This window comes from Rhizobium sp. P32RR-XVIII (assembly GCF_012641395.1).
In the GTDB taxonomy this organism is placed as follows: domain Bacteria; phylum Pseudomonadota; class Alphaproteobacteria; order Rhizobiales; family Rhizobiaceae; genus Rhizobium.
Window position 1 is genome coordinate 117230 of record NZ_JABAIH010000002.1, and the last position, 14049, is coordinate 131278.

Consider the following 14049-nt stretch of genomic DNA (forward strand, 5'->3'; position numbering starts at 1 on the left):
AAACCTACCTCGCGCTCGCCACCTTCTGCGCATCGAGCGGCAGGGCGTCCTTGAGCTTTTCGCCGAGGTCCTTGAGGATCCTTGTCGATTCCACCGAGAGCATGCGGGGGCGGATGAGTTGGGGGATGCCGTCTTCCGGCTTGGCGGCGACGGTCTTGGCGGCGTCCTTGGCCGAGGGCGCGGGATTTTGAACGCCGGGGATGGAGCGCAGCACGATGCCCTGATGGGCGTAGTCCATGGCGCGCTTGAAGGTCATGGCGGGAAGCGAGCCGCCGGTCATGTTGTTCGTCGACGTGTAGTCGTCGTTACCGAACCAGACGGCACAGGTGTAGTTGCCGGTGAAGCCGATGAACCAGGCGTCGCGATAGGCCTGCGTGGTGCCGGTCTTGCCGCCGGTGAGAATGCCGTTGTCGAGCGCCGCCTTGCGCGCGGTGCCGACATAAGGGATGCGGGTCAGCATCTGGTTCATGTAGGTGTCGGCCTGTTCCGACAGCACGCGTTTCGCCGGAGGCTCGTCGCGATCGAAATCGTAGAGCACGTCGCCGTCGTAATCGAGAACCTGCGTAATGCCGTGGCGGCGCGACTGGTAGCCGCCCGCCGGGAAGACGGCATAGGCGGTCGCCTGGTCGAGCACGGTGACTTCGGACGTGCCGATCGGGATCGTCACGTCGTCGCGCACCGGCGACTCCACCCCCATCGCCTTGGCCATGGCGCGGATCGGCTGGATGCCGAGTTTTTCCTTGGCGAGACGCACCGGGACCGTGTTGATCGACTGGGCGATCGCCGTTTCCAGCGTCACGCGGCCCGCATAGCGGTTTTCATAATTGTGCGGGCTCCAGTTGCCCCAGTAGATCGGCGCGTCGATGATCGTCGTCTTCGGGGTCATGCCGCTCTCCATGGCCACCGAATAAGTGTAGACCTTGAAGGAAGAGCCCGGCTGGCGCAGCGCCTTGGTGGCGCGGTTGAACTGGCTTTCGCCATAATCCCGGCCGCCGACCATGGCGCGCACCGCGCCGCCGTTTTCAAGCATCACCATCGCACCCTGCTTGGCATGGTAGGACTCGCCGTACTCACGCAGCGAGGTTTCGATGGAATCTTCCGCCGCCTTCTGGATGCCCATGTCGATCGTGGTCCGCACGATCAGCGAATGCTGATGGAAGCGCGAGGCGAGCCGCTGGACCTCGTCAAAGGCCCAGTCGAGGAAGAAGTCGGGCGCTTCCTGCTCGTTGCGATCGACGACGGTCGCCGGGGTGCGGCGGGCGGCAATCACCTGGCCCTCGGTCATCATTCCGCTCTGGACGAGATTGGTCAGCACCTCGTTGGCGCGGGCGCGGGCCGCCGGCAGGTTGACGTGCGGCGCATATTTCGCCGGCGCCTTGAAGAGGCCGGCGAGCATGGCCGATTCGGCGAGATTGACGTCTGTGATGTTCTTGCCGAAATAGAACTGGGCCGCCGCAGCCGCACCGAAGGTGCCGCCACCCATATAGGCGCGGTCGAGATAGGTAGAGAGGATTTCCTTCTTCGAGAGATTGGCCTCGAGCCAGAGCGCCAGGAAGGCTTCGGTAATCTTGCGGTCGATCGAGCGTTCGTTGGACAGGAACAGATTCTTGGCAAGCTGTTGCGTCAGCGTCGAGCCGCCCTGCACGACTTCGCCCGCCTGCGCATTGGTGACGAACGCGCGGAAGAGGCCGATGACGTCGATGCCGAAATGGTCGAAGAAGCGCCGGTCCTCGGTGGCAAGCACGGCCTTGATGAGCGAATCCGGCACCTCGTCGATCGGCACCGAGTTCTGATGGATGACCCCGCGATGGCCGATGACGTTGCCGTAGCGGTCAGTGAAGGTGACGGCGAAATCGCCGCGATTGCGCCAATCTTCCTTGGTAGCTTCGAATGCGGGTTGAGCAAGAGCAAGCATAAGCACGAAACCGGCCGTGCCGAGCGTCAAAGCTTCACCGCCGAGTTCGAAGACGATGCGCTTCCACCCGCGGACGCGGAAACGGCGGAAGAAGATGGTGATGTCTTCCCAGATTTCGGCGGAGCGGAAGCCGGCATTCCAAAGCGTGGAATCGATCCACGAGTCGATCTTCAGCAGGATGTGCCGGCTCTTGCGCGGGCGTTTTTCTGGATTGTCCGGATCCTGCACGTTCTAGATTCCCGCCTGATCGCCCTTGACGGCTGGCGAGCCAGGCGTCAGAGCACAGCCAATCTTCAGCACTGCGCTCTTCACTAAAGGAGCATGCTGAATAATTGGTTGATCTGGCGGTCGATAACAAGAGAGTTGAAGGCGTCTCACGCTGATTTGCGGAGCGCTGTTGCAGAAAAACAGATGATGGACGAAGTACCCTTCTGGAGGCGCAAGACGCTGGACGAAATGAGCCGCGAGGAATGGGAGAGCCTGTGCGACGGCTGCGGGCTCTGTTGCCTGAACAAGCTCGAGGAGTGGGAGACCGGAGATGTTTATTTCACCTCCGTCGCGTGCAAGCTTCTCGATGGCGAGAGCTGCCGCTGTTCGAACTACGAGAAGCGCTGGGATTTCGTGCCGGACTGCGTGCAGCTGACGAGGGAGAACGTGCCGGAGATCGCATGGCTGCCGCCGACCTGTGCCTATCGGCTGGTGAACGAGGGGCGGGACCTCTACTGGTGGCATCCGCTCGTCTCCGGCGATCCGGAGACTGTGCACCAGGCCGGCATTTCAGCCCGCGGGCGGACGATCAGCGAGACGGAGGTCGATCCGGACGATCTGGAGGATTACGTCGTCGACTGGCCGCTGACGGTGGGCGACGATGCGGAGGAAAGGGCCGGCTGATATCAAGGCCAGGTGCCGTAAGGGATCTGGAACAGATGCTTGATGCGCGTTGCCAGCGTGGTCGGATGGCTGCCTTCCCCCGGCATGCCGGCGCTGAAAAGATGCTTTTCGGATTCCATGCGACGCGAAAGCAGCAGGCCCAGCTCTTCGGCAAGCGCCGGCCGTGCCTGCATGATGCAGGCGAGATGCTCCTTGGAAATCTCGTAGACCACAACGGCTGTCAGCGCGCGGATATTGCCGGGCTCCAGCGCTCCCATCAGCACGCCGCGTTCGCCGAACAGGTCGCCCGGCGCAAGCCGCGTCAGCTCGACGGTATCGCCGGCATCCTTCCGCTCCACCACGGCAACGCCGCGCCTGACGATCATCAGCGAGGTCAGCGAGGTGTCCTGCGTGGCGATGAGCGTGTCCTTCCGGAAGGTCAGGCGCTTCATGTCTGCGGCGAGCGTCTCCTTCTCGTCTTCCGTCAGCGAGGCAAAGAGCAGTATGGCGTTGAGCAGCCGCCGGGCCGAGTCCGGATGCTTTCCGGCCGCCTCCGGCGAATCGGGGCCTGGGGAAACCGGCGACCCGGCAGACGGCGCAAGCTGCAGGCCGGCCGCCTTGGCGTGGCGATAGACGAGATCATAGACTTCGTTCCTGGCCGCATTTGCCTCGCCGAGACCGCTGACGCGGAAGGACAATTCGAATTCGATCGCATTGCTGTCCAGCCCCACGACACTGACGGTCGGGGCAGGGGTTTTCAGGATGGCATTGCTGCTCAGCAGCACCGTGCGCATCGTCTCCTCGATCGCCGCCGGCGGGCTCGACGGGAGAACCCGGATCTTCAGGGATACGCCGTGCGCCTCCTCCGGGCTGGTGAGGTTCGTGAGCCGGGCCTTGGCGAGCGCGCTGTTGGGAACGATGACGAGGTCGTTCGTGCCGTTCAGCAGATGGGTGGAGCGCCAGTTCGTCTCGACCACGCGGCCCTGCACACCATCATCGAGAACGATCCAGTCCCCCACGCTGTAGTGCCGCCCGAGATTGAGGGCGATGCCGGAAAAAACGTCGTTCAGCGTGCTCTGCAGCGCAAGACCGAGCACGATGGCGAAGACGCCCGATGTGGCGATGAGCGTGCCGATCGGCACTCTGAACACATAGGCGATTATCGAAAGGCCGGCGCCGAGATAGATGATGCCGACGACGAGATCCTGAAGCAGCCGCCCCTCATGCGGCTTGCGCTCGAAAATGAGGAAGAGCCGCACAGAACTCGTCAGCACCATCGCCCCGCCGATCCACCAGACGGCCTTGGCAATCCCGACGAAAATCCGCCGGAAGAGATCGTCGGCATTGCCCGTGTCGGCCGTATAGGGCGCGATGCCGTGCGAAACGAGCAGGATCGTCAGCAGCGCGAAGAAGATCACGCTGGCAATCAGCCGGAAAGTCGGATTTCGCCCGAAGATCAACCGCGCTATGGCGCTGAGCAGAACGAGAGCGATGAACTGGACCAGCGGATCTGCCAGCATAAGCGGTGACATGCATTTCATCCTGAGTAAGGGGTGCTCCGCCCCTATATCACGGATGAATAAACGATGTCGTTGGCACAGGGGTCAGGTTGGTGCAAATTTGGCGGGGATGCCGACCGCCTTCAGCATCAGCCGCAGTTCCGCTTCCACATAACCGGCCACCGCGCCCTCGGAGGAGAAGCCCCACCAGAGCAGGCAACCCTGCCATTGCGAAAGCATCAGTCGGGCGACCGTCTGCGGTTCTTTCTGTCCGGCAAGGCGTTCGGCCAGCGCTGCCGTCAGCGCGGCACCCCAGGCAGCACCCCGGCCGCGCAGTATGGGATCGCGAAAATCCTCGCGCAGCAGAAGCAGCCCTTCGGCATAGGCTGAGGGGTTGTCGCCGTAGTCCCGGGACAGGCGGGTGAGAAGCGCGATCGCGCCCTCCGGGGTCTTCGGCACGCTCTCGGCAAGCCGCGCCGTCTCGGCATCCAGCCGGTCCCAGGCGTAGAGCAGGGCGGCGCGCAGCATGCCGGCCTTGGTGGCGAAGCGCTGCACCAGCGTGGAGCCGGAAAGCCCGCTTGTCTTCGAAACGGCCGCGAAGGTCGCGGCATCCGGCCCTTCGACCCGGACAAGCGCGAGAACCATGGCAAACAACTGCTCGTCGGAAAGCGTGCGCGGACGCGGCATGAAATTTTCCTCTTGCGTTCGTGACATTTATGAACGAACGTTCGTTTATATTCAAGCAAGCCGGTGAGGCAGGCCGATTTTTTCTAGCGTGGAGGACGGGAAAGTGACAGCAGACCTGAGAGGAAAGGTGGCACTGGTTGCGGGCGGCACCCGCGGCGCCGGACGCGGGATCGCGGTGGAACTCGGCGCAGCAGGTGCTGTCGTCTACGTGACCGGGCGCACGACGAAAGACCGGCAATCGGAATATGCGAGACCCGAGACCATCGAGGAAACCGCCGAAATGGTCACGGCCGCCGGCGGCAGGGGCATCGCGGTGCGCGTTGATCACCTTAAGGCGGCCGAGGTCGAGGCACTGGTGGCTAAGATCCGCCACGAGGAGGGACGGCTCGACATTCTCGTCAACGATATCTGGGGCGGCGAGCACCTGACGGAATGGAACAAGCCGGTCTGGGAGCACTCGCTGGAAAAGGGGCTGCGCATGCTGCGGCTGGCGATCGACACGCATCTGATCACCGCCCATTTCGCGCTGCCGCTGATGATCGAAAGGCCGGGCGGACTGCTGGTGGAGCTGACCGACGGGACGAGCGAATACAACGCCACGCATTACCGGCTGAACCCCTATTACGACCTGGTGAAGACCGGTGTGACGCGCGCGGCCTGGGCGCATGCCAGGGACCTCGCGCCGCATGGCGCAACGGCGGTTTCGCTGACGCCGGGCTGGATGCGCTCGGAAATGATGCTGGATGCCTATCAGGTGCGCGAGGAGAACTGGCGCGACGCGACCAAGGTGCAGCCGCATTTCGTGATCTCCGAGACCCCGCGCTTCACCGGCCGCGCCGTCGCAGCCCTTGCCGCCGATTCGGATCGCGCCCGCTTCAACGGGCAGTCGCTGTCCAGCGGCGGGCTGGCGAAGATCTATGGCTTCGACGACGTGGACGGTTCGCGGCCGGATTGCTGGCGCTATATGGACGAGGTGATGGAGGCCGGTAAGGAGGCGGATGTAGCAGGATATCGGTGAGGCGGTCTCAGGAGCTCACGCGTCCATTTGCTTCAATGGTGCGGCAATCCGAGCGCGAAGGCGACCGGCTCGTCTTAGATCACGGCACGCCTGCGGGGCGGTCGTGGGCCGCCCCGGCGGAAAGCAGTTACTATGGCATGACGATCGTCAGGACCGGGAATTGCGGCTTTTCGTTAGGACCGAGCGGGCCTGGCACCTTGTTCTTGACCAGCGGCAGGCTCTTCAGATAGGCGGCGATCGCCTGTGCATCGCTGTCGGTGAGATGAGAAAGGCCGCGCCACGGCATGACATCGGCGAGCATCCGCCCGTCGGGCTTTACGCCGGTGCGGATCGCGGTCACGATTTCCTCGCTCGTCCACTTGCCGAGCCCGGTCTCCTTGTCCGGCGTCAGGTTCGGCCCGACGAAGGTGCCGCTTGGCGTCTGGAAGCCGACATCCGAGCCGCCGAGCGTGCGCGCGGTATCGGGCTTGCCGAAGAAATAGCCGGGTGTATGACAATCATTGCAACCGCCGATCGTGGCGAGGTACTTGCCGCGCTCCACGGGACTCTCTGCGGCCGAAGCCGGCGCCGGAAGGAGGGTGGGACAGAGAAGGCTGACAAGAATTGCGTATTTCCAAATCGGATGCATGAAAATGATCTCCCCGTTTTGAGAAGCGCGAAAGTATCAGCGAGGAATGCGGGCGGCAACTACAGCAAAGGAGTTAGCAATTCGGACCACTCCGAAAGCGAAGCGAGTATTTCTGCTTCGAGTCATCCTCTTGCTTGCACCAGGATTTACATGGCGGACAACTGATGGGGAAGAAAATAGCGGTGACAGCCGTAGCGTAGGGGATCCTGGTGGAATGGCGAAAGGGCGTGGTTCCAGCCGCGTGACGCGAAGGCTTTGCGATCCACTCAAACACCATTGAGGGCGTCTTCTCTGTCTTCAAGCGCGGCATGATTGGCGTCTATCAGCATTGCGGCGAAGCCCATCTTCACCGTTACCTTGCTGAGTTTGATTTCAGGTATAACCGCCGCGCCGCTCTGAAAATCTCGGATGCAGAGCGCGCCGAAGACTTGCTTCGTCAGGCTCGCGACAAGCGTCTTACGTATCGGCGGATTGACGAGAGCGCTCACGCCTAAGCAAAAAGCGCGCAAATTCCTGTGGAAACGAAAAAAGAACAAATAGCGCTTGTGGAAAGCGCGCTCCCTAACTTTGATTCCGCGTCAAAGTTGCGATTACATGAATAGCGGTGACACCTGATTCTCCCAAAAAAGCTGTCACCGCTATTGAAACCAAGTCACGGAGCGACTTAGTCATGTATCTCGATCGCCAACCTACTTTTCTAGGCGAGCCCGTCAAGTGCTCCGTGTGCGCAAATCACAGGAGCCAGTATTGGCAAACTTTCTTATCACCTACGATCTGAACGGACCTGCTCCGTCTCACAAGCAAATGGACGATCATTTGCTGGCGCTGGGGCCAGCGTTCTTGCGTGGCCGCATTCTGGAAACCGTATGGTTTCTTGCGGGACCGACCAACTCCCCGCAACTGAGGGACTACATACGGCGTATCCTGAGTCAGAATGATCTTCTGATTGTGACCGAGATGGCAGATGCGGCATGGACACGCCTCCTTGTTGACGGCAATGCCTTTAAGGCATCGTTCGAAGCAAACGAACGCTCCAAGGCTGCTTAGTCATCGGAGCCTTTGTGAGGCTTACCCTTCCCAGGCTTCGGCTTGGGAGGGGTTTTGTGATCGGGCGGCGACTTGAGCATTCGCTTCAAAATGTCGTCGCCTTTCTTTTCGTCAATTTTCTTTTCGGTTTCTGACATGGCCTACGATGAGTTCGAGATTGACAGGATTAAGCACGCCTTAGGGGATATGTGTACCGCGTGGGCGCATTTAGAGGAGGCCTGCTTCTCTATCCTCTTCTTTATCATGGGCACCGAAGACACCGCCTATCAACTTATTCGCAACGAGCTGGATTTCAGGAGAGCAATTCAAGTCTGTAAAGGCCATGCTGTCGCAAATCACTGGCACGATCACTGCGATCATATCCCCGTACTCGTGGACATGATCGACGGAGACATCAGAGTAAACCGCAACAGATATGTGCATGACCCGATCTACTACTATGGATCTGAATCATTCGAACGACACACATACAAAACTCGCTTCAAGAAGGTGCCGTTCAATAAACTTGAGATCCTTCTTGGCGACTACGCCCCTATATCTTCCGACGAGATTTACGCCCTTTCCAGAGCAATACGAGCGCTGGAAAATTACGCTGGGTCCATCATTCAGTTCTACGACTGGCTAGAAGGGGAAGAGGACTACCTTTGGGGTAAATCAATGGCGTCCGCGCAGTTGTCGGCGTACTTCGCCATATCCGAATACACCCAACTCACTAAATCGCGTGGATCCGCTGGGTAGTCCTCCGGGGACACCCAGCGCCCAAGCTCTCGACCCCAAGAATAAGGCAACTGAATGCTTCGAGGAGCGGAGGGCGATGTGCATCGCCCTCCGTCAGTCATTTCCGCAGGGTAGCGCGATCAGCTTTGCTGGTAGGCGTTGGTGACATTGGCGGCCTGACCGCCAAGGCTCTGCATGTTGCCATCGGCAAAGGCGAGCGTCAGCGTGCTGGCCGCCGAGGTGTCCAGCGTGATGCTGTCCGTATCGCTGCCGGCAAAGGAGATCGTTGTGGTGTTTCCAGAGACTTCGATCCGCAGGTCGTCGGCCGATATTCCCTCGCCGAAAGCCAGCGTGGAATTGCTGCCACCATGGACGATATCCTTGCCGTCGCCGGCATCGTAGCGGATGAGGCCCCCGGAGCCGATCGTCAATTGGTCGTCGCCCGTGCCGCCCGCAATCACGCCGCCGCTGCCAAACACGGTGACGATATCGTTGCCCGCGCCGCCGAGGGCCTGACCGGAGCCGGTGAAAATGCGGTCGTCGCCATCGCCGCCGTCGATCACATTGTTCCCGCCGCCGTTGATCCTGTCGTTGCCGGCGCCGCCCGCGACCATGTTGCCGGCATTGACCGAGACGATATCGTCACCATCGCCGGCGTCGATGGTGTTCTCGGCATTCCCAAAGATTTTATCATTGCCGGCGCCGGTGGTGATCGTGTTGGCGGCGTTGACCGTCAGCTGGTCGTCGCCGCCGCCGGTGTGGATCGTGTTCGAGGCATTCGCGAAGAGCTTATCGTCGCCGCTCCCGGTGACGATCGTGTTGCTGGCGTTGACCAATAGCAGGTCATCGCCACCGCCGGTGTGGATCACGTTCGAGGCGTTCGCCTGGACGTAATCGTTTCCCTTGCCCGTGAAGACGGTGTTGCCGGCATTAACGTGAACGCTGTCGTCGCCAGCGCCAGTCTTGATGATGTTTCCGCTGTTCGCCTCGACATGGTCATTGCCCTTGCCGGTCTTGATGGCGGTGCCGGTATTCGCCCAGATATTGTCGTCGCCCTTGCTTCCGTTAACGAGAACGCCGGTCAGGATGCCGAGCAGGGAGGCCTGGGCTTTCTTCGTGGACGGATCCCCTCCGATGATGGAGTCCAGAATGACGCCGCTGGCAGAGGCAGGAGGCTGTGATGTCTGCGCCCTGCTGGCATTGAGAATGACCATGGCCGACGAGGCATGAAGAGATGAAATCGATGTCATGCAGCTTTCCTCTCATCGACCGGAAACCAACATCGGCGCCGGCCTATTGAAACAGGGCCTCGTGGCATCATGCCCAAAGCGTTATATAGGGATGAGACGATGCGACTATCGATTGCATTTCGTTAACAACCGCATAAAAACAGTTGCGATTCCTTACATCTGATCACTTTGGGTTGCATTTCGCAGAAATAGGAAAATAATCCTTGACGGCGTAACGGTCGTCTGATAGGGTTCAGGCATAGTCGGAAAGTTGCGGCTGCAGAGTGGTGCGGCCGTGGTTTCGAGATCGGGCCGGGCGTTGACCCGGTTTTTCGTTTCTGCAGCATGGCTTAGCGCTACGCGATGGGGATTGCACGATGAGCGTCGAAGGATTTGCGCCGGAGCTTTGCGGCTTCTGGCCGGAGAGGCGTGTCTATGGCGGCGAGGCCGGTGGCGGCTGGAGCGAGCAGGAGACACGGGTTGCAGTGCAGGAATATTTTCTTGAGACCAAGTCTGGCGAGGCATCACCCGGCGAAGAGCTGCGCGTTATGCTGAACCAGATGACGGCGGAGATGCGGGAGCAGTTTTCCGCCTTCGTCGAGCTTCGAAAGGCGGCGGAGACGGCGGCGGTCCAGGGTGGCGACGAGGCGGCGGGAAAGCTTGCGCGGGCCGACCTGAAGGCGGCTGTCGACGCCATGGGGCTGATCGTCCGCACGCTGGAAAAGATCGACCAGCTGCAGCGCCAGCTGGCGCGCGACCGCGAGCTGGAGGCAGAGAGCCGCGAAGAGGCGCAAGGGTATGTCCAGGCGAAGGCGCAGCTGCTGCAGATCATCGAGGAGCGCGCCGAAGAGAAGGCCGCGCTGATGGTTGAAGAGAGACTGCGCGCGCTGGAGACTGCAGGATATGACGGCATTTCGGCAAACAGCGGCAACGGGTTCGCGGCGACAGGATCGCCGGCGCAGGGAAGCGGAGCTTGTGCGGGCGATGGCCCGGGCGCAGGCGGTGACGAACGCGCTGGAGCAAGGGATGGGCCGTATCACGGCGAAGCGTGAAGCGGCTCTCCGCAAGGTCAGCGTTGATGTCGCGGGCAATGCGGGCATGGGCGATGCGGTGATCAGCGAAGCGGGTTTGGCCGAGGTTGATCCGCCGCCGCTAGAGGATGGCGCGAGAGTTTGGCCGATGGCGCTTGATGCGACGTTCTCCGCGCTGCAAAAGTTCGAGCAGATCAGCACCCGGTTGCTTTCGGATTTTCCGCAGGCGCCGAAGGAATGGAGTTTTGCGGGACGGCCGGAACAGATGCCGCCCGAGGGCGACTGGCGGACATGGCTGCTGCTTGGCGGGCGCGGCTCCGGCAAGACGCGGGCAGGCGCGGAATGGGTGCATGCGGTTGCCAGCGCTGGACGCCGTTCGGATCTGCGCATCGCGCTGATTGCCGAGACACTGGGCGACGCGCGCGAGGTGATGATCGACGGCATTTCCGGCATCTGCCGGATCGCCCGGAAGAACCGGCCTGAATTCGAGATTTCCAGGCGTAGACTGGTCTGGCCGAACGGGGCGGTGGCGCAGGTCTTTTCCTCCGAGGATCCGGAAAGCCTGCGCGGACCGCAGTTTCACATGGCCTGGTGCGACGAGCTGGCGAAATGGAAGCATGGGCAGGAGACTTTCGACATGCTGCAATTCGGCTTGAGGCTGGGAGAGGCGCCGCGGCAGCTGGTGACCACGACGCCGCGGCCGGTGCCGCTTTTGAGGGCGCTGATCGCCGATCCGGGCACGCGGCTCAAGCGCATCAGCACCCTAGCGAATGCACGCAACCTGGCGCCGGGCTTCATCGATGCGCTTTCGCGGCGATACGGCGGCACGCGGCTGGGACGGCAGGAGCTGGATGGCGAACTGATCGAGGATCGCGAGGACGGGCTCTGGAAGCGCGATGCGATCGAGGCGCTGACGGTCCGGTTTACGGGAACGTTGCGGCGCATCGTCGTTGCGGTCGATCCGCCGGCCTCGGCGGGCGCGCAGTCCTGCTGCGGCATCGTCGTTGCGGGACTGGAGGCCTCTGGACGGGCGGTCGTGCTTGCCGATTGTTCGGTGGAGGGCGCAAGCCCGGCGGGCTGGGCTGGTGCCGTGGCGAAAGCCTACCACCGTTTCGGCGCGGATCGAATCGTCGCCGAAGTGAACCAGGGCGGGGACATGGTATCCGCGATGCTGCGGAGCATCGATGCGACGCTGCCGGTTTTGGCGGTGAGGGCGACGCGCGGCAAATTCCTAAGGGCGGAGCCGGTGGCGGCACTCTACGAGCAGGGCCGCGTGGCGCATGCCGGCCGCTTTACCGCGCTCGAAGACCAGATGTGTGATTTCGGCCCTGATGGGCTCTCGAATGGCCGCTCGCCGGACAGGCTGGACGCACTTGTCTGGGCGCTGACGGCGCTGATGCTGGACGGCGGCGGCGAACCGCGGGTGCGAGGCATTTGACGTGTTCGCCGTCCCGCCTTTTTTAATTTTAGAGAGTTATCGCTGATTGGATGGCTGCGGTGCCGGGCGCGGTGTTTCGCGCGGGGTGCGGATCTGGCGCCACTCGTTTTCCATCTGGTCGACGAGGTGCTGCGGAATCGTGGTAGGCTGGCTGTTGGCGGGCGTTTGCATTCGGTCTCCTGTCCTTCAACGAGCTTCGACGATCAAGGAATGACATAGGGTAAATGCGCTGTAAATCAGGGGCTTAAATGCTTTAAACGATTAAAATAATTTTAATCGATTAAGAGCAGGACAGATTCATGGCTATCCACATAGACCGGAAATTCTTCTTCGATTCCGTCCGCGACAGTTTGTTCAAGGGCACGCTTTCCGAGGAGCAGGTCGAGGGCATGACCGCGATCCTCGACTACTTCGAGACGCACATGCCGGACGGCGACTTGCGCTGGCTGGCCTATATCCTGGCGACGGCTTTTCACGAGACGGCGTATACGATGCAGCCGGTGCGCGAGACGCTGGCCGACAGCGACGCCAAGGCGATCGAGATTCTGGATCGCGCCTATGCGGCGGGCAAGCTTCCCTGGGTCAAGACGGTTTATTGGCGCCCGGACGAGGATGGCAAAAGCTGGCTGGGTCGCGGGCTGGTGCAGCTTACCCACAAGCGGAACTACGAGGCGATGAGCCCGATGACCGGCTTTGATCTCGTGGCCGAGCCGGATCGGGCGATGGAGATGGCAACGGCCGTGAGGATCCTGATCGAGGGCATGGTGGCCGGCAGTTTCACCGGACACAAGCTCGCCGATCACCTGAACACCGACAAGGAAGACTGGGTGAACGCGCGGCGGATCGTCAACGGCACGGACCGGGCGGAAAAGCTCGCCGAATACGGCAAGACGTTCTACGCGGCATTGCGCCCCGAGGCGGCGCCAGGAACCTGGCAGCGGTTGAAGGGGTGGCTTCAGCGTGCTATCGCGCGGCTCGGTTGACAATGAGATGGAGAGTACCCGGTGATCCGCCATATCGTTTTCTTCACAGCCAAGGCGGAAAATCTGGAGAAGGTGCGGGCCGGTCTCTCGGTGCTGACGGCGATACCGCATGCGCGGCTTCTGGAAATCGGCACCAATGTGAAGACCGACCAGCTGGGAACCGACGTCGATCTGGTGGTGTACGGGGAATTCGACGATGAGGCAGCACTTGCCGCCTACAAGGCGCACCCCGACTACCAGCGCTCGATCGACATGGTGCGGCCGCTCAGGGAAATCCGGATTGCGGCGGACTATGACAGTGACAAGGCGGTGAAGCGGCCGATACGGTGAGGAGCCGGATCGCGGAAAACGTCAACGCGATCCGATCTCGACAGCCCTTGCTCGATCCTACTCTACTGGTTGATCTCCGGCTCGACGAGCCTTGCCAGGTTTCGCAGCGACTCCTGCCAGCCGAGATAGCAGGCCTCAGCCGGAATGAGGTCTGGCACACCGGCCTGCGTGATGTCCACCTCGGTCCCGACCGAGACTTTCTTCAACGTAACCGTTACCTCCATTTCACCAGGGAGATTGGGATCGTCGAATTTGTCCGTGTAGCGGACGCGTTCGCCCGGAACGAGCTCAGTGTATTCGCCGCCAAACGCATGGCTTTTGTCTGTCGTAAAGTTCCGAAAAGACATTCTGAACTTGCCGCCGACCGTTGCTTCGAGGTGGTGCACAGTGCAGGCAAAGCCGTTGGGGGGAAGCCACTTGGCAAGCGCGTCCGACTCGATGAACGCGCGATAGACCTTCTCTGGGTTGGTCGCCAGAACGCGGTGCAGGCGTATGGTGCTCGGCATAGTCGTGATCCTTCTGAATTGATCGATTAGACAGCCCAAGGACGAACGAGGCTTTGCCGATCCGACATGGGCTCGATCGGTTATTGAAGTAAAATGACTTGGCGCCTCGCATGCAAGATCGCCGCCAAGGTGGAAATTGGCCCTGCAGCCT

Annotated in this window: 15 protein-coding genes and 1 pseudogene; 9 read left to right on the forward strand and 7 right to left on the reverse strand. The window is 61.4% G+C overall.

What is annotated here, in order from left to right; genetic code table 11:
- Window positions 1–4: 4 nt before the first annotated feature.
- Entirely contained in the window at window positions 5–2143 is a 2139-nt protein-coding gene (locus HGP14_RS05575) for a transglycosylase domain-containing protein (RefSeq protein WP_168828876.1), read from the reverse strand.
- A gap of 186 nt (window positions 2144–2329) precedes the next feature.
- Between HGP14_RS05575 and HGP14_RS05580 the strand changes: the two genes are divergently transcribed.
- Window positions 2330–2806: a YcgN family cysteine cluster protein gene (locus HGP14_RS05580; RefSeq protein WP_168829595.1), complete on the forward strand. Its 477-nt coding sequence runs from the start codon at window positions 2330–2332 to the stop codon at window positions 2804–2806.
- 2 nt (window positions 2807–2808) lie between these two features.
- Here the strand turns inward: HGP14_RS05580 and HGP14_RS05585 are convergent, their stop codons facing one another.
- Both HGP14_RS05585 and HGP14_RS05590 read right to left on the reverse strand, forming a co-directional pair.
- Window positions 2809–4317: a mechanosensitive ion channel family protein gene (locus HGP14_RS05585; RefSeq protein WP_168828877.1), complete on the reverse strand. Its 1509-nt coding sequence runs from the start codon at window positions 4315–4317 to the stop codon at window positions 2809–2811.
- A 72-nt stretch (window positions 4318–4389) separates the two neighbouring features.
- A complete protein-coding gene (locus tag HGP14_RS05590; RefSeq protein ID WP_168828878.1) occupies window positions 4390–4971 on the reverse strand; it encodes a TetR/AcrR family transcriptional regulator in 582 nt (193 codons plus the stop codon).
- Between the two features lie 103 nt (window positions 4972–5074).
- Here HGP14_RS05590 and HGP14_RS05595 point away from each other — a divergent pair, with 103 nt between their 5' ends.
- Entirely contained in the window at window positions 5075–5989 is a 915-nt protein-coding gene (locus HGP14_RS05595; RefSeq protein ID WP_168828879.1) for an SDR family oxidoreductase, read from the forward strand.
- 130 nt (window positions 5990–6119) lie between these two features.
- Here HGP14_RS05595 and HGP14_RS05600 read toward each other — a convergent pair whose 3' ends face one another.
- On the reverse strand, window positions 6120–6617 hold the full coding sequence (locus HGP14_RS05600) for a c-type cytochrome (RefSeq protein WP_168828880.1): 498 nt from the start codon (window positions 6615–6617) through the stop codon (window positions 6120–6122).
- 260 nt (window positions 6618–6877) lie between these two features.
- Here HGP14_RS05600 and HGP14_RS05605 point away from each other — a divergent pair.
- The 3 genes and pseudogenes from HGP14_RS05605 to HGP14_RS05615 all read left to right on the forward strand — a co-directional run.
- Window positions 6878–7111, forward strand: a pseudogene (locus HGP14_RS05605) (transposase); the annotation flags it as partial.
- A 253-nt stretch (window positions 7112–7364) separates the two neighbouring features.
- Window positions 7365–7664 carry a hypothetical protein gene (locus tag HGP14_RS05610; RefSeq protein ID WP_168828881.1) on the forward strand — a complete coding sequence of 100 codons (300 nt, stop codon included), beginning with the start codon at window positions 7365–7367 and terminating at the stop codon, window positions 7662–7664.
- Window positions 7665–7799: 135 nt separating this feature from the next.
- Window positions 7800–8402: a hypothetical protein gene (locus tag HGP14_RS05615; protein WP_168828882.1), complete on the forward strand. Its 603-nt coding sequence runs from the start codon at window positions 7800–7802 to the stop codon at window positions 8400–8402.
- Between the two features lie 119 nt (window positions 8403–8521).
- On the opposite strand, the gene HGP14_RS05620 is transcribed toward HGP14_RS05615, so the two are convergent.
- Window positions 8522–9631: a calcium-binding protein gene (locus tag HGP14_RS05620; RefSeq protein WP_168828883.1), complete on the reverse strand. Its 1110-nt coding sequence runs from the start codon at window positions 9629–9631 to the stop codon at window positions 8522–8524.
- Between the two features lie 356 nt (window positions 9632–9987).
- Here HGP14_RS05620 and HGP14_RS35205 point away from each other — a divergent pair, with 356 nt between their 5' ends.
- Both HGP14_RS35205 and HGP14_RS05630 read left to right on the forward strand, forming a co-directional pair.
- Window positions 9988–10662: a hypothetical protein gene (locus tag HGP14_RS35205; protein WP_205927048.1), complete on the forward strand. Its 675-nt coding sequence runs from the start codon at window positions 9988–9990 to the stop codon at window positions 10660–10662.
- Window positions 10637–12079 (forward strand): terminase large subunit domain-containing protein, encoded by a 1443-nt coding sequence (locus HGP14_RS05630; protein ID WP_312862098.1) that lies wholly within the window; start codon window positions 10637–10639, stop codon window positions 12077–12079. The genes HGP14_RS35205 and HGP14_RS05630 overlap by 26 nt, the downstream gene beginning before the upstream one ends.
- Before the next feature lie 36 nt (window positions 12080–12115).
- On the opposite strand, the gene HGP14_RS36170 is transcribed toward HGP14_RS05630, so the two are convergent.
- Window positions 12116–12250, reverse strand: coding sequence for a hypothetical protein (locus HGP14_RS36170; RefSeq protein ID WP_281408070.1), 135 nt, complete (start codon window positions 12248–12250; stop codon window positions 12116–12118).
- A 128-nt stretch (window positions 12251–12378) separates the two neighbouring features.
- Between HGP14_RS36170 and HGP14_RS05635 the strand changes: the two genes are divergently transcribed.
- On the forward strand, window positions 12379–13062 hold the full coding sequence (locus HGP14_RS05635; RefSeq protein ID WP_168828884.1) for a hypothetical protein: 684 nt from the start codon (window positions 12379–12381) through the stop codon (window positions 13060–13062).
- Window positions 13063–13083: 21 nt separating this feature from the next.
- On the forward strand, window positions 13084–13392 hold the full coding sequence (locus tag HGP14_RS05640; RefSeq protein WP_168828885.1) for a Dabb family protein: 309 nt from the start codon (window positions 13084–13086) through the stop codon (window positions 13390–13392).
- 62 nt (window positions 13393–13454) lie between these two features.
- Here the strand turns inward: HGP14_RS05640 and HGP14_RS05645 are convergent, their stop codons facing one another.
- Window positions 13455–13898, reverse strand: coding sequence for an SRPBCC family protein (locus HGP14_RS05645; protein ID WP_168828886.1), 444 nt, complete (start codon window positions 13896–13898; stop codon window positions 13455–13457).
- Window positions 13899–14049: the final 151 nt, after the last annotated feature.